Origin of the sequence: Microbacterium sp. PF5, from assembly GCF_004794315.1 — a bacterium.
Taxonomy (GTDB): domain Bacteria; phylum Actinomycetota; class Actinomycetes; order Actinomycetales; family Microbacteriaceae; genus Microbacterium; species Microbacterium sufflavum.
Map to the genome: position 1 here is coordinate 1 of NZ_SSDQ01000119.1, position 18,368 is coordinate 18,368.

General features: G+C 70.9%; 22 protein-coding genes. 12 read left to right on the forward strand and 10 right to left on the reverse strand.

The window, feature by feature from the left end:
* Positions 1-13: 13 nt before the first annotated feature.
* Genes DW297_RS10325 through DW297_RS10335 form a run of 3 tightly spaced genes read right to left on the reverse strand, consistent with a single transcriptional unit; the run spans position 14 to position 1,581 of the window.
* Positions 14-373, reverse strand: a complete 360-nt coding sequence (locus DW297_RS10325; RefSeq protein WP_136032018.1) for a helix-turn-helix domain-containing protein — start codon at positions 371-373, stop codon at positions 14-16.
* A 60-nt stretch (positions 374-433) separates the two neighbouring features.
* Positions 434-904, reverse strand: a complete 471-nt coding sequence (locus tag DW297_RS10330; protein ID WP_136032019.1) for a MarR family winged helix-turn-helix transcriptional regulator — start codon at positions 902-904, stop codon at positions 434-436.
* A gap of 17 nt (positions 905-921) precedes the next feature.
* Positions 922-1,581 (reverse strand): GTP cyclohydrolase II, encoded by a 660-nt coding sequence (locus DW297_RS10335; RefSeq protein WP_136032021.1) that lies wholly within the window; start codon positions 1,579-1,581, stop codon positions 922-924.
* Positions 1,582-1,687: 106 nt separating this feature from the next.
* Here DW297_RS10335 and DW297_RS10340 point away from each other — a divergent pair, with 106 nt between their 5' ends.
* Positions 1,688-2,527: a sulfurtransferase gene (locus tag DW297_RS10340; protein ID WP_136032024.1), complete on the forward strand. Its 840-nt coding sequence runs from the start codon at positions 1,688-1,690 to the stop codon at positions 2,525-2,527.
* Here DW297_RS10340 and DW297_RS10345 read toward each other — a convergent pair.
* On the reverse strand, positions 2,515-3,447 hold the full coding sequence (locus DW297_RS10345; protein ID WP_136032026.1) for a hypothetical protein: 933 nt from the start codon (positions 3,445-3,447) through the stop codon (positions 2,515-2,517). The genes DW297_RS10340 and DW297_RS10345 overlap by 13 nt on opposite strands.
* Before the next feature lie 288 nt (positions 3,448-3,735).
* Between DW297_RS10345 and DW297_RS10350 the strand changes: the two genes are divergently transcribed.
* From DW297_RS10350 to DW297_RS10360, 3 genes are all read left to right on the forward strand, one after another.
* Positions 3,736-4,380 (forward strand): acyl-CoA synthetase, encoded by a 645-nt coding sequence (locus DW297_RS10350; protein WP_136032028.1) that lies wholly within the window; start codon positions 3,736-3,738, stop codon positions 4,378-4,380.
* Positions 4,377-4,739 carry a hypothetical protein gene (locus tag DW297_RS10355; protein WP_136032030.1) on the forward strand — a complete coding sequence of 121 codons (363 nt, stop codon included), beginning with the start codon at positions 4,377-4,379 and terminating at the stop codon, positions 4,737-4,739. The genes DW297_RS10350 and DW297_RS10355 overlap by 4 nt, the downstream gene beginning before the upstream one ends.
* Positions 4,740-4,866: 127 nt before the next feature.
* Positions 4,867-6,219 carry an MFS transporter gene (locus DW297_RS10360; protein ID WP_446724367.1) on the forward strand — a complete coding sequence of 451 codons (1,353 nt, stop codon included), beginning with the start codon at positions 4,867-4,869 and terminating at the stop codon, positions 6,217-6,219.
* A gap of 12 nt (positions 6,220-6,231) precedes the next feature.
* Here DW297_RS10360 and purB read toward each other — a convergent pair whose 3' ends face one another.
* Together purB and DW297_RS10370 are read right to left on the reverse strand one after the other, a co-directional pair.
* Positions 6,232-7,614, reverse strand: coding sequence for an adenylosuccinate lyase (gene purB / locus DW297_RS10365; protein ID WP_136032033.1), 1,383 nt, complete (start codon positions 7,612-7,614; stop codon positions 6,232-6,234).
* Between the two features lie 23 nt (positions 7,615-7,637).
* On the reverse strand, positions 7,638-8,159 hold the full coding sequence (locus tag DW297_RS10370; protein ID WP_205812681.1) for a low molecular weight protein-tyrosine-phosphatase: 522 nt from the start codon (positions 8,157-8,159) through the stop codon (positions 7,638-7,640).
* Positions 8,160-8,299: 140 nt separating this feature from the next.
* Between DW297_RS10370 and DW297_RS10375 the strand changes: the two genes are divergently transcribed.
* Together DW297_RS10375 and DW297_RS10380 are read left to right on the forward strand one after the other, a co-directional pair.
* Positions 8,300-8,569 carry a hypothetical protein gene (locus DW297_RS10375; RefSeq protein WP_136032036.1) on the forward strand — a complete coding sequence of 90 codons (270 nt, stop codon included), beginning with the start codon at positions 8,300-8,302 and terminating at the stop codon, positions 8,567-8,569.
* Positions 8,557-9,840 (forward strand): hypothetical protein, encoded by a 1,284-nt coding sequence (locus DW297_RS10380; RefSeq protein ID WP_136032037.1) that lies wholly within the window; start codon positions 8,557-8,559, stop codon positions 9,838-9,840. Before DW297_RS10375 ends, DW297_RS10380 begins: the two co-directional genes overlap by 13 nt.
* Positions 9,841-9,865: 25 nt before the next feature.
* Here the strand turns inward: DW297_RS10380 and DW297_RS10385 are convergent, their stop codons facing one another.
* Positions 9,866-10,546: a hypothetical protein gene (locus tag DW297_RS10385; RefSeq protein ID WP_136032039.1), complete on the reverse strand. Its 681-nt coding sequence runs from the start codon at positions 10,544-10,546 to the stop codon at positions 9,866-9,868.
* Between the two features lies 1 nt (position 10,547).
* Positions 10,548-10,952, reverse strand: coding sequence for a phage holin family protein (locus DW297_RS10390; protein ID WP_136032042.1), 405 nt, complete (start codon positions 10,950-10,952; stop codon positions 10,548-10,550).
* Between the two features lie 52 nt (positions 10,953-11,004).
* On the opposite strand from DW297_RS10390, the gene DW297_RS10395 reads away from it, so the two are divergent.
* The 4 genes from DW297_RS10395 (at position 11,005) to DW297_RS10410 (ending at position 15,650) form a co-directional block, all read left to right on the forward strand.
* Positions 11,005-12,072, forward strand: coding sequence for a histidinol-phosphate transaminase (locus DW297_RS10395; RefSeq protein ID WP_136032044.1), 1,068 nt, complete (start codon positions 11,005-11,007; stop codon positions 12,070-12,072).
* Positions 12,073-12,168: 96 nt separating this feature from the next.
* Positions 12,169-13,296 (forward strand): thiamine pyrophosphate-dependent dehydrogenase E1 component subunit alpha, encoded by a 1,128-nt coding sequence (locus DW297_RS10400; protein ID WP_136032047.1) that lies wholly within the window; start codon positions 12,169-12,171, stop codon positions 13,294-13,296.
* 11 nt (positions 13,297-13,307) lie between these two features.
* Complete coding sequence (locus DW297_RS10405) at positions 13,308-14,273, forward strand: alpha-ketoacid dehydrogenase subunit beta (RefSeq protein ID WP_168387233.1); 966 nt, start codon at positions 13,308-13,310, stop codon at positions 14,271-14,273.
* 24 nt (positions 14,274-14,297) lie between these two features.
* On the forward strand, positions 14,298-15,650 hold the full coding sequence (locus DW297_RS10410) for a dihydrolipoamide acetyltransferase family protein (protein WP_136032052.1): 1,353 nt from the start codon (positions 14,298-14,300) through the stop codon (positions 15,648-15,650).
* Positions 15,651-15,802: 152 nt separating this feature from the next.
* Here DW297_RS10410 and DW297_RS10415 read toward each other — a convergent pair whose 3' ends face one another.
* Positions 15,803-16,672, reverse strand: a complete 870-nt coding sequence (locus DW297_RS10415) for an SDR family oxidoreductase (RefSeq protein WP_136032054.1) — start codon at positions 16,670-16,672, stop codon at positions 15,803-15,805.
* Positions 16,673-16,695: 23 nt separating this feature from the next.
* On the opposite strand from DW297_RS10415, the gene DW297_RS10420 reads away from it, so the two are divergent.
* Complete coding sequence (locus DW297_RS10420; protein ID WP_136032056.1) at positions 16,696-17,178, forward strand: MarR family winged helix-turn-helix transcriptional regulator; 483 nt, start codon at positions 16,696-16,698, stop codon at positions 17,176-17,178.
* Positions 17,175-17,801 (forward strand): NAD(P)-dependent oxidoreductase, encoded by a 627-nt coding sequence (locus DW297_RS10425; RefSeq protein ID WP_136032058.1) that lies wholly within the window; start codon positions 17,175-17,177, stop codon positions 17,799-17,801. The genes DW297_RS10420 and DW297_RS10425 overlap by 4 nt, the downstream gene beginning before the upstream one ends.
* Before the next feature lie 115 nt (positions 17,802-17,916).
* Here the strand turns inward: DW297_RS10425 and DW297_RS10430 are convergent, their stop codons facing one another.
* Positions 17,917-18,366 carry a MarR family winged helix-turn-helix transcriptional regulator gene (locus DW297_RS10430; RefSeq protein WP_136032060.1) on the reverse strand — a complete coding sequence of 150 codons (450 nt, stop codon included), beginning with the start codon at positions 18,364-18,366 and terminating at the stop codon, positions 17,917-17,919.
* Positions 18,367-18,368 lie beyond the last annotated feature (2 nt).

The following is an 18,368-nucleotide window of genomic DNA, read 5'->3' on the forward strand; positions in this document are numbered from 1 at the left end:
CCGCCCGGTGGGGTCAGGCCGCGAGGGCGAACGCGCCGCGCGAGGCCGAGACCGCAGCCGATGCCGATGCCGGGGCCGCAGTCGCGCGCAGGTCGTCGGCCACGGCGCTGGTCAGCTCGACCAGGCTCGTGTCGAGGGCTCCGGCGATCGCGGCGATCATCTCGCTCGACGGCTCCTTGAGCCCGCGCTCGACCTCGGAGAGGTATTGCGGCGACACCCCGGCCTTCTCGGCGGTGGCGGTGAGGGTCTCCTCACGGTCGTGCCGCCGACGGCGGAGCTGGTCGCCCAGCAGCTGCCGCCACAGCGGCTCGGGGTCGCTCGGCTGGGGACGGGCGGGACGGGGAGCGCGGGGGAACGGGACGATGTCGGCCATGCCTCACGATAATCCGGGCGCTCGGCGGGGTTCGAGGCGTTCTGCTCAGAGCAGAACGCCTCAGAGCGCCGCGGTCACACCCGGGAGCAGCTTCGTGAGGATCGACTGGAGCTGTTCGCGTTCCGCGGGGGTGAGCGGGTCGAGCACCAGCTCGCGCACCTGCTCCACGTGCACGGGGGCGGCCGTACGCAGCATCTCCCTGCCCGCGGGGGTGAGCGCAGCCGACAGTGTGCGCTTGTCGCTGCTGCACGACGTGCGCTCGACCCAGCCCCGCTCCTCGAGCGAGTCGAGCGCGTGACTCAGCCGCGAACGGCTCAGACCGGCGATGCGTGCGAGTTCCGTCATGGTGACCGCGCCGTCGTCGCGCCCCGCGAGCGTGACCATGATCGCGTAGCGCGCGTGATTCAGGCCCACCTCGTCCTTGAGCGTGCGGTCGAGCACCTGGGGCAGCAGCTGCACGAAGCGGATGACGGGCAGCCACGTCGCCATCTCCCTGTCGTCGAGCCGCCGCTCCGAGCGCTGGGCCGTCATGGTGTCCTCCCCGCCGGTCACGCCGCCGACAGGTCGATCGTGTGCGCGGTGTGGTCGCGCTTGGCCTGCAGGTAGCGCGAGTTCGACTCCGACAGGTGCACGCCGGTGGGCACGCGCTCGGTCACGCGGATGCCCAGCGCCTCGAGCTGCACGGCCTTGTCGGGGTTGTTGCTCAGCAGACGGATGCCGTCGACCCCGACGGCGCGGAGCATCTGGGCGGCGACCGTGTAGTCGCGCTCGTCCTCGCCGTGACCCAGGGCGACGTTCGCCTCGTACGTGTCGAGACCGGCGTCCTGCAGCGCGTAGGCGTCGAGCTTGGCGTAGAGGCCGATGCCGCGACCCTCCTGGCGCAGATACAGCAGGAACCCGCCCTGCTCGGCGATCCGTTCGACCGCTTCGCGCAGCTGGGGGCCGCAGTCGCAGCGCTCGGAGCCGAACACGTCGCCGGTGAGGCACTCGCTGTGCGGGCGGACGAGCGGGGCATCGCCGCCCTCGGCCGCGCGGTCGAGCGCCGCGCGCCAGTCGCCGAGGCCGAGCAGCAGGTGCTCCCGTCCGTCGACCAGTCCGTCGAACGTCACGACGTCGGCCGTGGTGGTGTACCCGTCGCCGAAGCGCAGCGGCACCCGCACGCGGGTCCGTTCGGTGGCGGCCGGCGCGACGGTTGAACTTTCAATCATGCGGGGTGCAACGCCCGCCGCCCGCTTCTATTCCCGACGGGAGGAGGTCGTGTCGTCGGATGACGCGACGAACCGAAGACGCACGGGGAGTCGGTAGCCTCGCAGCATGAGCGACCTCGTCTCCGCGACCGAACTGCACGACCTCCTCGCCGGTGAGGCGCCCGTCCGCGTGATCGATGTGCGCTGGCGTCTCGATCGACCGGAGGCCGGGCACGCCGACTACCTCACCGGTCACATCCCCGGCGCGGTGTTCGCGGCTCTGGACACGGAGCTGTCCACGCACGGCGAGCCGGACGCGGGGCGCCACCCACTGCCGTCGACCGCCACGCTCCAGGCGGCCGCGCGCCGGTGGGGCGTGCGCGAGGGCGACACGGTCGTGGCGTACGACGACACGAAGGGGCTCGCGGCGGCTCGCGCGTGGTGGCTGCTCCGGCAGGCCGGTGTTCGTGTGCGCGTGCTCGACGGCGGGCTCCGCGCCTGGACGGCCGCCGGGTACGACACCGCGACCGACGACGTGATCCCGGAGCCGGGCGATGTGGTGCTCGACGAGATCGGCGACGACGCCCTCACGATCGACGAGGCCGCTGCGTTCCCGGAGTCGGGCGTGCTCCTCGACGTGCGCGCGCCCGAGCGCTACCGTGGCGAGACCGAGCCGCTCGACCCGGTGGCCGGACACATCCCCGGTGCCATCAACCTCCCGACCGGTTTGCATCTCGATGCGGACGGCCGGGTGCTCGACCGCGACACCGTGCTCGCCACGCTCGAAGGGGTCGGCGTCACCCGCGGCACCCCTGTTGCGGCGTACTGCGGCTCCGGCGTCACCGCGGCGCACACGGCGCTCGTGCTGCACGAGGTCGGCATCGACGCCCGGGTGTTCCCCGGCTCGTGGAGCCAGTGGTCGAACACCCCCGGTCGTCCGGTCGCGACGGGCGATCAGCCCGGCTGAACCTCCGCGTTCGCGGGCTCGTACCCCCAGCGCAGCTGGAGGGCGCCCGGGCCGAACGCGCGCCGCACCTGGTGCACGGAGGTGCCGCGGGTGAGCGGGACGGGCGAGACCGAGCGGCCGTCCGGGGTCTCCACGACCTCTTCGCACCAGTCGGGCACCGCGTCGGGGTGGAATCGCGTCCACACCAGCAGCTCCCGGCACTGGCGGCCCACCGCGTGCCCGGTGTCGCGCGACGGCGGCGACCCCGGCGGGTACTCCACCGACCACTCGACCATCGCCGTGTCGGGCGCCTCGAGCGGCACGTCCAGCTCGAACAGCGCGCCGTGCACCTCGCCGCCCGGGTGCGAGTAGTGGCGGGTGAAACGGCCGCCCGACACCGCCCGAAGGATGGGGGCGGGGGAGGGCAGCCCCGGCATGATCTCCAGGAACGGGATCGCATGGATGGTGCCGGTCGTGGACTGCACGATGCTCCTGGTGGAGCAGAAGGACACGTTGCCCCGCTCGTCGACGTCGGTGACCGAGTGCGTGGTCAGCTCGCGTGACGTGTCGGGGTACGGGCTGCCCATCGCCGTGTAGGCGTCGATCACGGCCTGCTCGATCTCGCGGTGGTCGATGGGGAAGCCGCTCACCCCGAGCGGTCCGGTGCGGTTGGGGCGGAGCAGACGGCTGAGTGCGGCGTCCTCCAGGCCGAGCAGGTCCTCGATGTCGGCCAGGGCCGCGAGCGACTGCGCGCCCTCCGGCCGGCGAGACCCGGAGCGCCAGTAGCTCAGCGTGGCCATCGACACCCGGTTGCCGCGTGCCTTGAGCTGGCGTTGCAGCCAGGAGAGCGTCACGGGTCTCGCGTTGATCGCGTCGCGCAGTGCCCTGGCGAAGGCGCTGCGCCCGGGTGGGCGCGGCACGCCACCGTTCGTGTACTCCATCACAACCCCCCGTCCGGTATGTGAAGAACACTTCCCTAGAGTGAGCATAAGACCGCGCGAGCACGCTTCAGGGGACCGAGCGAGCACGTGGGTCACTGGGCTCTGACGTGTGGGGGAGGTGCCCGACCCCGCGACCGTCCGGCCCGACGCAGTGACGCCCCCCGTGCTGCGTATGTCGTGAAGCCCGGCAATCGATCTGGGGAGATCCGCCGGGCTTCACGCGCATCCGCCCGGCGCTGGCGTCTCCCGCCCCCGCGTAGACTGGGGGGAAACCCCGGAGGACTCTGCATGTCTGCCCCTGCTCGCGCGTTCACCATGCGCCACGTGCAACTGCTGCGCGCACTGTTCGCGGCCGTCGCCGCCCTCATGATCACCTTCTCGTCGGATCACTCCGCCCCGGTGGGGCTGTCGGTGTTCAGCGGGTTCGTGCTGGTGACGGCGCTCGTGCACGTGCTGGCCGCCTGGCTGGTGCTGCCCGCGGGTTCGCGCTGGTCCTCCATCCTGCTCGCCGTGGTGAGCGCCCTCGCCGGCATGGCGAGCGGCGTCCCCGCCTGGCGCACGGACGACGTGTTCTTCGTGGTGGTGATCTCGTGGGCGGTGCTCAGCGGCGGGATCGAGCTGCTCGCGGGCATCCGGGCGCGTCGCGTCGGCGGGATGCTCGCCCGCGACGCGATCACGGTCGGCGCGCTGACGCTCCTGCTGGCGGTGGTGATGCTGCTGATCCCGGCCGGGTTCGTGCAGGAGTACACGATCGACGCGGCGGGCACGTTCGTGCTCTCCGGCATCATCCTGGGCGTGGGCATGTTCGGCGGTTACGCGGCGATCGTCGCCGTCTTCCTCGGCATTGCGGGACTGACCCCGAAGCGCGCCGACGCGCTGGAGGTCCCCCACGACGACCAGAGCGAGCCGGTCCAGCACGGAGGAGAGCGATGAGCGACGAGAAGCCCACCCGGCGGGACATCCTGCGTCCGCTCCACCTGCTCGGCATCGCGCTGGGCTGCGGCGTGTTCGCGATGGTGGTCACGCTGGTGTCGACCGGTGCCTTCACCCTGCGCGTGAACACGGCCATCGCGAACGGCACGTACGAAGGGCTCACGCCGCTGGCCCTGAGCCTGGTCGTGGGTGGCTCCGCGTTCATCGTGACCCTGCTGATCCTCGCGATGCTGATCCTCGCGGTCGACCCGGCCGATGTGACCAAGACCATCGACCGCCCGGTGCTGTACGACGCGGAGCCGGGCGAGAAGCCCGACAGCGACGACCAGGCCCCCGGGCGCTCCGGCACCGCGAAGTGACGACCCTCAGCCGCCCGTCCGTCGGAATACTCCGGCGGGCGGGCGGCTTGTGCCTGACGTGAGCACCCCCATCGATCGCGCCTCCGTCGGGCTCCGCTCGGAACGCGGACCGGTGCTCGCGGCGCTGATGCTCTCGACGGGTCTCATCGCGATCGACGCCACGATCCTGGCCACCGCCGTGCCCAGCATCGTGCGCGACCTCGGCAGTTACCAGCAGTTCCCGTGGCTCTTCTCGGTGTACCTGCTCGCCCAGGCCGTGAGCGTGCCCATCTACTCGCGCTTCGCGGACACGGTCGGACGCAAGCCCATCATCCTGCTCGGCATCGCCCTGTTCCTGCTCGGCTCGATCCTCTGCGGTCTCGCGTGGAGCATGCCGGCGCTCATCGCGTTCCGGGTGGTCCAGGGGCTCGGCGCCGGAGCCGTCGCCCCCATGTCGATGACGATCGTCGGCGACATCTACACGGTCGCCGAGCGCGCGAAGGTGCAGGGCTACATCGCCAGCGTGTGGGCGGTGTCGTCGGTGGTCGGACCGGCCCTCGGCGGCGTGTTCGCCCAGCTCGACGCGTGGCGCTGGATCTTCCTGATCAACATCCCCCTGTGCCTGCTCGCCGCGTGGGTGCTGCTGCGGCGGTACACGGAGCAGAAGCAGACGCAACGGCACCGCATCGACTACCTCGGGGCCGTGCTGCTGACGGTCGGCCTGACCGGGGTGATCCTCGGACTCCTCGAGGGCGGCAACGCCTGGGAGTGGCTGTCGGCGCCGAGCGCGCTGTGCTTCGGGGCGGGGATCGCAGCCCTGGTGCTGTTCGCGCTGGTGGAGCGGCGGGCACCGGAGCCGATCGTCGACCTGCGGCTCGTCTCGCGCCGGCTCATCCTCACCACGACCCTGGTCTCGCTCGGCGTGGGGGCGCTCATGATCGGCGTGACCAGCTTCGCGCCCACCTACCTGGAGGGCTCGCTCGGCATCGTGCCGCTGCTGTCGGGCCTCGCCGTGGCCGCGCTCACGCTCGGGTGGCCCATCGCCGCGGCCAACGTGGGGCGGTTGTACCTGCGCATCGGCTTCCGCCGCACCACGCTGATCGGCATGAGCATCGCCTCGGTCGCGGCGATCGTCCTGGCCTCGGTCGCGTCGTGGCCGAACCCGTACGTGCTCGCCGTGATCGCGTTCGTGCTGGGCTTCGGCCTGGGGTGGAGCGCGGCGCCGACCCTGATCGCCGCGCAGTCGTCGGTGGAGTGGGGTGAGCGCGGTGCCGTGACCGGCATGAACGCGTTCGCCCGCTCGGCAGGCAGCGCGGTCGGGGTGGCCGTGTTCGGGGCGATCTCGAACGCGATCATCTCCCAGGGGGCAGGGCCGGACGACCCCGGCACGATCGTGCACGCGTCGGTCGGGGTGTTCATCGCGGTCGCCCTGACCGCGCTGCTCACCCTGCTCGCGGCGTCGTTCATGCCGCGCGACCGCGTGGAGTCGTACTCCGGCTGACCGCGCGCGGGCTCAGCGGGCGAGGCGCTCGGCGATACCCGTGTAGGTCGCGGGGGTCAGGGCGAGCAGGCGCTGCTTGGCGGCGTCGCCGATCTCCAGACCCTCGACGAATGCCGCGAGCTCGGCCGCGCCGACGCGGTGCCCGCGCGTGAGCTCCTTGAGCAGCGCGTACGGGTCGGTGATGGTGGAGCGCCCGGCGACCACCTCGGCCCGGATGACCGTCTGGATCGCCTCGGCCAGCACCTCCCAGTTGCCGTCGAGGTCGGCGAGCAGCACGTCGCGCGAGAGCGAGATCGCGTTGAGTCCCCGGCGCAGGTTGTCGAGCGCGAGCAGCGAGTGCCCGAACGCGACACCGATGTTGCGCTGCGTGGTGGAGTCGGTGAGGTCGCGCTGCAGGCGGCTCGTGACGAGGGTCTGCCCGAGCGACGCGAACAGGGCGCCGGAGATCTCCAGGTTCGCCTCGGCGTTCTCGAAGCGGATCGGGTTGATCTTGTGTGGCATGGTCGACGAGCCCGTGGCACCGGCGACCGGGATCTGCGCGAAGTAGCCGAGCGAGATGTACGTCCAGATGTCGGTGGCGAGGTTGTGCAGAATGCCACCGGCGTGCCGCACGCGGTCGTAGAGCTCGACCTGCCAGTCGTGCGACTCGATCTGCGTCGTCAGGAGGTTGAAGCCGAGCCCCAGGCCCTCGATGTACTCGCGGGCGATGGTGGGCCAGTCGGCGTCGGGGTCGGCGGACAGGTGTGCCGACCAGGTGCCGGTCGCGCCGGAGAACTTCGCGAGGTAGTCGGTGCCGGCGATCTGCGCACGGACGCGCTCCAGCCGCCACGCGAACACCGCGAGCTCCTTGCCCATGGTCGAGGGCGTGGCGGGCTGGCCGTGCGTGCGGGACAGCATCGCGGCGTCGGCGTGCTCGACCGCCAGCTCGCGCAGCTTCGCGATCACGGTGTCGAGGGCCGGGAGCCAGACCTCCTCGACCGCGCGCTTGACGGTGAGGGCGTAGGAGGCGGAGTTGATGTCCTCGCTCGTGCAGGCGAAGTGCGTGAGCTCGGCGATCGCGTCGAGTCCGAGCGTCGAGAGACGGTCGCGCACCAGGTACTCCACGGCCTTCACGTCGTGCTGCGTGACGGCCTCCTTCTCGGCGAGCCAGTCGATCTCGGCCTGGCCGAAGTCGCGGTACAGCGCGCGCAGGCGCTCCTTGTCGGCGTCCGACAGCGGGCTCGTCTCGAAGAGCGAGCGGTCGGTGAGCGCGATCAGCCATTCCACCTCGACCTCGACGCGCGCGCGGTTGAGCCCGGCTTCGGAGAGGAAGTCGGCGAGTCCGGTGACGGCACCGCGGTAGCGACCGTCGAGGGGGCTCAGGGGCTGCGGCGGGAGCGAGGGCTGGAAAGTCAGGGGAGTCCTCCTGATCGGGCCCCTCAGAGTCGGGGCGTGCGGGGCGGGCGCAGAGCGGGTTCGAGCTGGCGGAACAGCCCCCGCGTGGCGGTCTCAATCATACCGAGCACCGAATCGAACATCTCGGCGCCCGCGTAGTAGGGGTCCGGCACGTCGGGGCTCGGCGCGTTCGGGTCGAACGAGAGCAGGAGCGTGACCTTGCCCTCCTCGTCTTCGTCGCGCGCCCACTCCCGCAGGATGCGCTCGTGCGTGCGGTCGAGCGCGACCACGAGGTCGTTCTCCGCGAACGACGCGAACGTGAACTGCTTGGCGCGGTGCTGCGAGCCGTCGTAGCCGCGGCGCGCGAGCGAGTCGATCGTGCGGTGGTCGGCGCGCTCGCCCAGGTGCCAGTCGCCCGTGCCCGCGCTGCGCGAGACGATCCGCGCGCCGAGGCCCTGGCGTTCCGCGAGGTCGCGGAACACGACCTCGGCCATGGGGGAGCGGCAGATGTTGCCCGTGCAGACGAAGATCACGCGGAAGGGATCCTGGGCTGTCACGGTGACCATTCTGCCGGTCGGGGCGCCTCCTGCACAGCGGCGGCCTCCCGGGACCCGCCCTTCCTGCACGTCTGTGCATCCGCGCGATCTCTTCACGGGCGCTGCGAACCGGGTCGGGAGCCATGTCGGCACCGGCGCAGGGTGGAGCCATGACCGCGTTCACCGCCACCACCTTCGACACTCCACCGCACGTCTGGGCCCGCATCCGCGCCTCGAGCCATCTGGGCGATGCGCTGCACGCGCTGAACGATGCCGTCGGCACGCTGCGCGCGGTGGTCGACGACACGGCGTGGGAGTCCGCAGCGCTCCGGGCGCTGCACGAGGGGATCGAGCGGCAGCACCACGCCGCGTCTGCCGAGGTCGAACGGCTCCGCGGTGTGCGCGACCACTGCCTGGGAGGCGACCGGTGGGCGGGCTGAGCATCGACCACGGCGGAGTGATCGCGGTCGACACCGAGGAGCTGCGGGCCGTGGCTGCGCGGATCGCCGCGGCCGCGGGGGCGTGCGGACGAGCGGCGACGGCGGTCGAGCAGGCCCGAGTCGCGGTGTCGTCCGATCCCGAGGCCTTCGAGGGGGTGCCGCTCCCCGCGCTGCGCGCCGCGGCCCAGGTGCTGCACGAGGTCGCCGCCGAGCTCGCACACGCGGCGGACGGAGCGCGACGCACGGCCGACGTGTTCGAGATCGTGGAGCTGCGGGCGAAGGTCGAGGCGCTCGCTCACACGGATGCGGGCGCGGCCACGGCGGCGCAGGCTCGGCTCGACCGTCTGCTCGCCGCCGACCCGGCTCTCGGCCTCGTCGCGACCGCGCTCGTGCTGCAGTGGACGACCCGTCCGCTCCTCGGCCCCGGGCTGCTCCTCGGCGGGCTCGGGCCGTCGGTGGCTCCGGCGGCGGCGGTGACCCAGTTGCTCGGCTCGACCACCGGTTTCGCGAAGGTGCAGCCGGGGGAGCACCTCCGGGGTCACGCCGATCCGGTGCGCGTGACGGCGGTCGCCCGGTCCGCGCCGCGGGCTCCTGCCGACCTCACCGCGGCGCTGCGCCGTCTTCCGGAGAGCGGCGGCGCCCAGGTGGCCGTCGAGCGCTACACGATGAAGGACGGTGCGACCCGCTACGTGGCGTATCTCTCCGGCACGCGGTCGGTGTCGCTCGCGCCGACCGGGACGGAGCCGTGGGACATGCGCTCGAACGTGCAGCTGTACGCCGGTACGCGGTCGGCGTCGTACCAGGCGACCCTCGATGCGCTCGCAGCGTCGGGGGCGCAGCCCGGGGATCGTGTGGACGTCGTGGCGTACTCGCAGTCGGGCATGATCGCCGCGCACGTCGCGATGGAGAGCGACTTCGACGTGGAGCTGCAGATCACGGCGGGCAGTCCGTCGGAGCCGACGCTGGACGACGATCAGACGCTCGTGCAGCTGCGCCATGCCGACGATGTGGTCTCCCGGCTCGCGACGGGCGGCTCCGCTGAGGGCACGGGTTCGGCCGACAGCTTCACGGCCAGCAGGCTCGTCGAACCGCTGCCCGGCCCGGACGATCTGGGACTGGGGTCGCACGGGATCGAGGAGTACGAGGAGACCGCCCGCCTGGTGGACGCGTCGTCTGACCCGCGCGCCGAGGCCCTCGGCCGGTACTGGACCGAACTGGGCGAGGCCACCGAGGTGGAGCGTACGGAGTACCGTGCCGAACGCGTCGGATGAACTGCTGCGGTCCGCCACGGTGCGGCTAGGCGAACGCGAACGACTCCACGAGCGCGTACCCCTGGTCGTTCGACACCCGCACGGTGAAGTCCGTCTGCGGGGCGGGGTAGGGCAGGGCGCGCTCCTCGCCGGGCGCCAGCACCACGGTGTCCGTGGACTCGGGGCTGCCGTCGCTGCCCAGGTCGAACGCGACGGTCACGGTCATGGGCGCCGTCGAGTCGTTGCGCACGTGCACGGTCAGCACGCCGGAGCCGTCGTCCGGGTCGATCCGCGCGGTCAGTCCGAGCGGAGCGCAGTCGAGCTCCACGCGCTGCTGGAACCGGAGCCCCTCGTCGGTGCTCGCGCGGATCGTGTATCCGCCGTTGGGCACGAGCCCGAAGCCGAACGGGCGGGTCTCCCCCGGGGAGAGCAGGGGGCCGGGGCCCGCGTCCGGCTGAGCGCCGTCGGCGGTGAGCTCGAGGTACGTCTGGAGGGGATCCGCGGTGTCGTTGCGCAGCATGAGGGTGATGCGGTCGGCGGACTCGCACGCGGTCACGGTCCAGGCCGTCAGCTCCGGGGTCGCGCTCGCCGCGGCGACCGGGGCCGCGGCGACGGCCGCGACCACGGGAAGACTCCAGGCCGCGGCGACCACGGCGCGCCGCGTCACGCCCGCCGCCGCACCTCGTCCCTGCCGCTCGCCGAGGGGCTGCGGCTCGAACGGCCCCACGTCAGTCGCGGCGCGAGCGCTTGCTCTGCGGACGCAGGATGGCGCCGAAGATCCCGTTGATGATCGAGATGATCAGGGCGGCCAGCACGCCCCACCAGAACGAGCCGACCGACAGCCCCCAGCCGAAGCTGCTCGTGATCCAGGCCGTCAGCCACAGCAGGAAGCCGTTGATCACGAAGCCGATGAGCCCGAGCGTGAGGATGTACAGCGGGAAGGCCACGACCTTCACGACCGTGCCGATGATGGTGTTCACCAGGGCGAAGATCGCGCCGACCGCGAGCAGCGTGAGCACGAGCTGCAGGGTCTCTCCCGGGGGGAAGGCGGTCACGGTCACCTGAAGGACCGGGATGAGGGTGACGACCCAGATGGCGAAGGCGTTGACGACGACGCGGATGATGAAGCGCATAGTCCGTTCAGTGTCCCACGGCGACCGTGAGCTGTCAGCCTAGACTCGACGCGTGACCGAGCCCATCCTGCCCCGCATCCGTCCCGCCATCGCCGCCCTCGCGCCGTATCGGCAGGGGAAGCAGGCGGGGCCCGAGGCCTTCAAGCTGTCCAGCAACGAGAACCCGTTCGAGCCGCTGCCCTCGGTCGTCGACGCGCTGCAGCGCACCACCCCGATCAACCGCTACCCGGACGCCACGGCCGGGCGGCTGCGGGAGCGTCTCGGGGCGCGCTACGGCGTGCGGCCCGACGAGGTGCACGTCGCCTCGGGGAGCGTGTCGATCCTGCACCAGCTGATCCTCGCGACCGCGTCGGCCGGCGACGAGGTGGTCTACGCGTGGCGGTCGTTCGAGGCGTACCCGAGCCTGCCGCTCGTGGCCGGGGCGACCGGCGTGCAGGTGCCGCTCACGGCCGATGCGCGGCACGACCTCGACGCGATGGCCGCGGCGGTGACCGACCGCACGCGCGCCATCATCCTGTGCACGCCCAACAACCCGACCGGCCCGATCATCACGGCGTCGGAGTTCGACCGCTTCATCGACCGCGTTCCGGCCGACGTGCTCGTGATCCTGGACGAGGCGTACGCCGAGTTCGTGACCGCACCCGACGCCGTCGACGGTCTCGCCGCCCGCGTGTTCGAGCGGCACCCGAACGTGGTCGTGCTCCGCACCTTCTCCAAGGCGTACGGCCTGGCCGGTCTCCGCGTGGGCTACGCGATCGGGCACGAGAAGGTGCTCGACGCGGCACGCACCACGGGTATCCCGCTGTCGGTCACGTCCGCCGCCGAGAGCGCCGCGATCGCCAGCCTCGACGCCGAGGATGAGCTGCTCGAGCGCGTCGCGGTCATCGTGGAGCGCCGTGAGCGCCTGGTGGCCGGGCTCCGCGCGCTCGGCTGGGACGTGCCCGACTCGCAGGCCAACTTCGTGTGGCTGCCCACCGGGGAGCGCACCGACGAGGTGGCCGCCGCTTTCGTGGCCGCCGACCTCATCGTGCGGCCTTTCTCGGGCGACGGGATCCGCATCTCGGTCGGCGAGGAGGAGTCGCTCGACCGCGTGCTGGAGGTCGCCGCAGCCCAGCGCTGACACCCCGGGATCCGCGCAATCTCGGGCTTCCGCGAAGATACGAGGGGGCCCTAGGTATGCGTGACCCGGAATGCCGGCACGGGTAGCGTGGGGCCCGTGAGCACCCCAGAGACCCCCCTCGTACGCGTGCTGGACGAGACCGGAAAGGTCGCGCCCACGGCGGAGGCCGAACAGTATCTGCCGCTCGTCGAGGCGATCCCCGACGCCGAGCTCGAGCAGTTCTACCGCGACATGGTGAGCATCCGGGCCATCGACACCCAGGCGACGAATCTGCAGCGCCAGGGGCAGCTCGCCCTCTGGCCCCCGAGCCGCGGCCAGGAGGCGGCGCAGGTCGGCTCCGGTCGCGCCGCCCGCGCGCAGGACACGATCTTCCCGTCGTACCGTGAGCACGCGGTCACGCGCATCCGCGGCGTCGACCCGCTCGACATCATCAAGCTGATGCGCGGTGTCTCGCACGGCGGCTGGGACCCCACCGACCCGAAGAACGGCAACACGCGGCTGTACACCCTGGTGCTGGGCTCGCAGGTGCTGCACGCGGCGGGCTATGCGATGGGGGTCGCGTTCGACGGACGCTCGGGCACCGGCGACCCCGAGCGGGACGAGGCCGTCATCGTCTACTACGGCGACGGAGCCTCCAGCCAGGGCGACGTGCACGAGGCCATGGTCTTCGCCGCGAGCTACCAGGCTCCGACGGTGTTCTTCCTGCAGAACAACCACTGGGCGATCTCGGTGCCCGTGACCACGCAGTCGCGCGTGCCGCTCGTGCAGCGCAGCGCCGGATACGGCATTCCCAGCGTGCGCGTCGACGGCAACGACGTGCTCGCCAGCTACGCGGTGTCCCGCGTGGCGCTCGACGAGGCACGCGCGGGCGGCGGTCCGCGCGCGATCGAGGCCGTGACCTACCGGCTGGGTGCGCACACCACGAGCGACGACCCCACCAAGTACCGCGGCAACGACGAAGAGCTGATGTGGGAGGGACGCGACCCGATCGTGCGCATGCGCGCGTTCCTGGAGAATCGCGGCGCCTCAGCGCGGTTCTTCGACGAGGTCGACGCGGAGGCGGCCGACGCCGCGGAGGATCTGCGCGCGCGCACGGTGACCCTCGGCATGCCCGACCCCGACGAGATGTTCGACCACGTGTACAGCGACCCGCACCCGCTGATCGATCAGCAGAAGGCGTGGCGTGCGCAGTACGAGGCCTCGTTCGAAGGAGACGCCCGGTGACCCTGGAGACGATGCCGCTCGGCAAGGCGCTGAACGCGGGGCTGCGCAAGGCGATGGAGGACGACCCGAAGGTCCTCCTGATGGGTGAGGACATCGGGAAGCTCGGGGGCGTGTTCCGCATCACCGAGCACCTGCAGCGCGACTTCGGCGACCGGCGGGTGCTGGACACGCCGCTGGCGGAGTCGGGCATCGTCGGCACAGCGATCGGCCTGGCGATGGCCGGGTTCCGTCCGGTGGTCGAGATCCAGTTCGACGGGTTCGTGTTCCCGGCGTTCGACCAGATCACGACGCAGCTCGCGAAGCTCACCAACCGCCACGCGGGTTCGCTCAGCCTGCCGATCGTGATCCGCATCCCCTACGGCGGCCACATCGGCGCGGTCGAGCACCACCAGGAGAGCCCGGAGGCGTACTTCACGCATACCCCCGGTCTGCGCGTGGTGTCGCCGTCGACCGCGAACGACGCGTACTGGATGATCCAGGAGGCGATCGCGTCGAACGACCCGGTGATCTTCCTCGAACCCAAGAGCCGGTACTGGCCCAAGGGGGAGGTCGAGCTCGACGCGTCGGCCGTGCCGCTGCACTCGTCCCGGGTGGTGCGCACCGGCAGCGACGTCACCCTCGTGGGCCACGGCGCGATGGTCACCACGCTGCTGCAGGCCGCGGCGCTCGCGGAGGCCGAGGGCACGAGCTGCGAGGTCGTCGACGTGCGGTCGCTGTCGCCGGTCGACTACGACCCCATCCTGGGCTCGGTGCGCAAGACCGGTCGCATGGTCTACGCGCAGGAGGCTCCCGGTCACACGAGCCTCGGCAGCGAGATCGCGGCGACCGTGATGGAGCGCGCGTTCTATGCGCTCGAGGCTCCCGTGCTGCGGGTGTCGGGTTACGACACGCCGTTCCCTGCCGCCAAGCTGGAGGGCGCGTACCTGCCGGATGCCGACCGCATCCTCGAGGCCGTCGACCGCTCCCTCGCCTACTGAATCCGGTCCACGAGAGGATCACGCATGAGCACGCAGAACTTCCCCCTTCCCGATGTCGGTGAGGGTCTGACCGAGGCGGAGATCGTCGCGTGGAAGGTGGCACCGGGCGACCGGGTCGCCATCAACGATGTGATCTGCGAGATCGAGACCGCGAAGTCGCTGGTCGAGCTGCCCTCTCCGCACGCGGGCGTCGTGGGTGAGCTGCTCGTCGACGAGGGAGCGACGGTCGAGGTCGGGACCCCCATCATCACGTTCGTGACGGATGCCCGCGACGACGCCGGTCCCGGCGCCGTCGTCACGGCCGAAGCACCCGCTCCCGAGGAGGGTGGCGGCTCGGTGCTGGTCGGCTACGGTTCGGGGGGCGGGGCGACGTCGCGCCGCAAGCGTCCGGCCGAGCGCCCCGTGCGGTCGTCGGTGGGCGTGATCGCGAAGCCGCCCATCCGCAAGCTCGCCCGCGACCTCGGCGTCGACCTCACCACGGTCACCCCGACGGGTGCGGACGGCGAGGTCACCCGGGACGACGTGGTGAAGCACGCCTCGCAGGCCAGCGTGTTCCGCAACATCGAGACGCCCGAGTGGGGGAGTGTGCGCGAGGAGACGGTGCCCGCTCCATCGGCGGCGCCGTCCGGGTTGGCGCGGGGCCTCACGGCCACCCGGCCCTCGGCGGCGGGCGACGACCGCACCGAATCGATCCCGGTGAAGGGCGTGCGCAAGGCCACGTCGTCGGCGATGGTGCAGAGTGCGTACTCGGCACCGCACGTGACGGTGTGGAAGGAGGTCGACGCGACCCGCACGATGGAGCTCGTGAAGCGCCTCAAGGCGTCGCCGGACTATGCCGACATCAAGGTCTCGCCGCTGCTGCTCATGGCACGCGCGGTGATCTGGGCGGTGCGACGCACCCCGATGGTGAACGCCGCGTGGATCGATACGGAGGCCGGGGCCGAGATCGCCGTCCGTCACTACGTGAACCTGGGCATCGCGGCCGCCACGCCGCGCGGCCTGCTCGTGCCGAACATCAAGGACGCCCAGGACCTCAGCATGAAGGAGCTCGCCCGAGCCCTGAACCGGCTGACGCTGACGGCGCGGGAGGGCAAGACGCCTCCGGCCGACCAGCAGGGCGGCACCATCACCATCACGAACATCGGTGTGTTCGGGATGGATGCGGGAACGCCGATCATCAACCCGGGCGAGGCGGGCATCGTGGCGATGGGCACGATCAGTCAGAAGCCGTGGGTCGTCGACGGTGAGGTGCGTCCGCGCTGGGTGACCACGGTCGCCGGCTCGTTCGACCACCGTGTGATCGACGGCGACGGCATGAGCCGCTTCGTCGCCGACGTCGCCTCCGTCCTGGAGGAGCCCGCCCTCCTCGTGGACTGATGTGAGACGGCGCCGAGCTCTGAGCGGTGGAGGGCTTCATCGCGGGAGAGGAGCTGCGCATCTCGGTCAGGGAGGTGTCGCGCTCCGGACGATCAGGATGCGCGGGTCGTCCGCCCGTCGGCGGCGCTCAATCGACGAGACCTCAGACGTCGTCAGCGCACCCAAGCGGCGCGTTCGCGGTCCGCGAACTGCCGGAACGTCGTGGCGGGTCGTCCGGTCAGTCGTCGTACCGATCGGTTGGGGAAGGCGGAGACGTTGAAACGGACGACACGGTAGATCATCTTCTGCACGTCGATGTAGTCCTGCGGGTAGCCTTCCTCGGCGAGCCGAGCGAGGTACTCGTCCTCGCTCGGCCGGAGGTACCGGATTCGACGGCCGAGAACGTCGGAGAGGATCCGGGCGACGTTGCGATAGGTGAGGGTCTGCTCTCCGTTCAGCGTGTACTTCTTGTTGTCGTGCCCCGGTGAGGTGAGCACCGCGGCAGCGACCGCTCCGATGTCGTGTGCGTCGATGAATGCCGTGAAGGCGTGTCCGGCTGGCAGGAAGATCTGATCACGGTCGCGGATGTCGTCGCGGTATGTGGTCGAGAGGTTCTGCATGAAGAAGTTCGGACGGAGGAACGTGTACGGAGCACGGATTCTCTCCAGGTACTTCTCCACGCGGTAGTGCGGAACACCCTTGTTGTGCTCCACGCCCTGTAGTGAGAGGAACACGATCTGACGGATGCTGAGACGCATGGCGGCGTCGATCAGAGGAAAGAGGTACCGCTCGACGTCTTCGATCGGTGGCGGACGCATGAGGAATAGGCGATCGCACCCTTCGAGGGCCTCTCGCATCGCGTCGGCGTCGCCGCCGAAGTCGAACACTCGCGCCTCTGCCCGCGGCGGCAACTGCTCCGCCGCGGAATCGCTGCGGACGGCGGCGACGACGCGCTCACCCTTGCTGAGGAGGCCGGAGGCGACGGCAGCGCCTACCGAGCCCGTCGCGCCGGTAACGAAGACCCCTGCTCTGAGCTCAGACATATCTGTATGATACAACTATACGCATGGACCTGGCCAGGATCGATGATGCGTTGCTCGCGATGCGCCGGATCTGGGCTCCGACGACCTCCGGGCGCCCGGCTCGCGGCGCGTCGCCGACCGTCGACCTCTCGACGGTGCTCCTCGTGCATGCCGTGGGCGAGGGCGACGGTGTCCTGACGGTCACCGAGGCCGCGGAGCGTCTGGGAGTCACACCGACGACAGCGAGCCGGTTGTGCGCTCGCGCCGTCGACGGGGGCTATCTCGACAAGGTGTCCGCCGTCGCGGATGCTCGTCGGCGCGGACTCACGTTGACCGAGAAGGGTCGGCGGCTGCGGCGAGAGTCCGAGACCTTTCGCCTCGAGTACCTGCAACGTGTGCTCGAAGGGTGGACGTCCGACGAGGTCCACACCTTCTCCGTTCTCCTTTCTCGTTTCGCCAGCGTTGTTGCCGTGAACCCGCCGACGCCGCCTCCCCCTTTCCTGAACAATGAAGGAGCTTCCTCATGAAGGTCGCTGTTCTCGGCGGTACCGGCCGCACCGGATCCCTCCTCGTCGACGACCTTCTCGAAAGGGGACAGCAGGTCGTCATGCTCGTGCGGGACGCGAAGAAAGCGGCAATGGTCGCCGACCGCGTGACCCTCATCGAGGGTGATGTCCGCGATCCTGACGCTGTCGCCCGCACCATCGACGGTGCGAACGCCATCGCTTCAGCGCTGGGTCCGGTAGGCAAGGACGCGACGCTGCTGCGCGACACGGCCGGCATCGTGACGTCCGCCATGGCTGAGGCCCATATCAGCCGCTACGTCGGTATCAGCGTGGCCGGCCTCACTCTTCCCGCGGACCGCAAACGTCCGCGTGACAAGGTCATCTCCTGGCTGTTGAACCGACTCGGGGGCGAGCTCGCGAAAGACAAGATCGAAGAGTATTCGGCATGGGCGCACAGCGGCCTGGACTGGACTCTCGCCCGCGTGCCCCGGTTGATCGACGGACCGCTCAGCGAGCTCGACGTTGACCCGCATGTATCGGGGAGGCGGACGACGCTCACGCGTGCCAATCTCGCCCGCTTTCTCTGCGATGCCGTCGTGGACGGCCGCTACTCACGCTCGGCCCCGTTCCTCAGCGACCGCTGAGACGCCTGCCGCCGGCCAGCCAGAGGTCCCAGCCGAGGAAGGACGTCTGATTCGGTGTCCGCGCTCAGTGAGTCGCTGGTGCGCTCGATGTAGACCAGAACGCGCGTCCTTGCGGTCACGAGAACACTGACGGGTCTCCCGCCGGCGGGAGCGCTTTGCGCAGGAGCGCGGTGAGGAGCTCCTGCTCCTCGTCGGACAGTCGCGCGAGCGCCTCCCGTGCGAACGAGAAGGCACGCCCGAAGTCGCGGTCGAGAGCGTCGCCCTTCGGGGTGCGGGCCACCATCCGGACGCGCTTGTCCTCGGCGGCGGCCTCTCGGTAGGTGAGGCCCGCGCCGTCGAGGCGACGGACGATCTGCGTGATGTTCGACGCGTCGCACTCGAGCTCGACAGCGAGCCCGCCCATCGACCGGGACCGGGAGAGCCGCCCGAGGACGCACGCCTGGGCAGCGCTGAGTCCGACGGATTCGGCGGCGCGGTCGAAGGCCTGCTCGTACGCGTTCACCAGGTCGAGGAGAAGCTCTTCGGCCTCCGAGGTCCCGGTCGCGACGCGGTGGGTGACTGCCATGC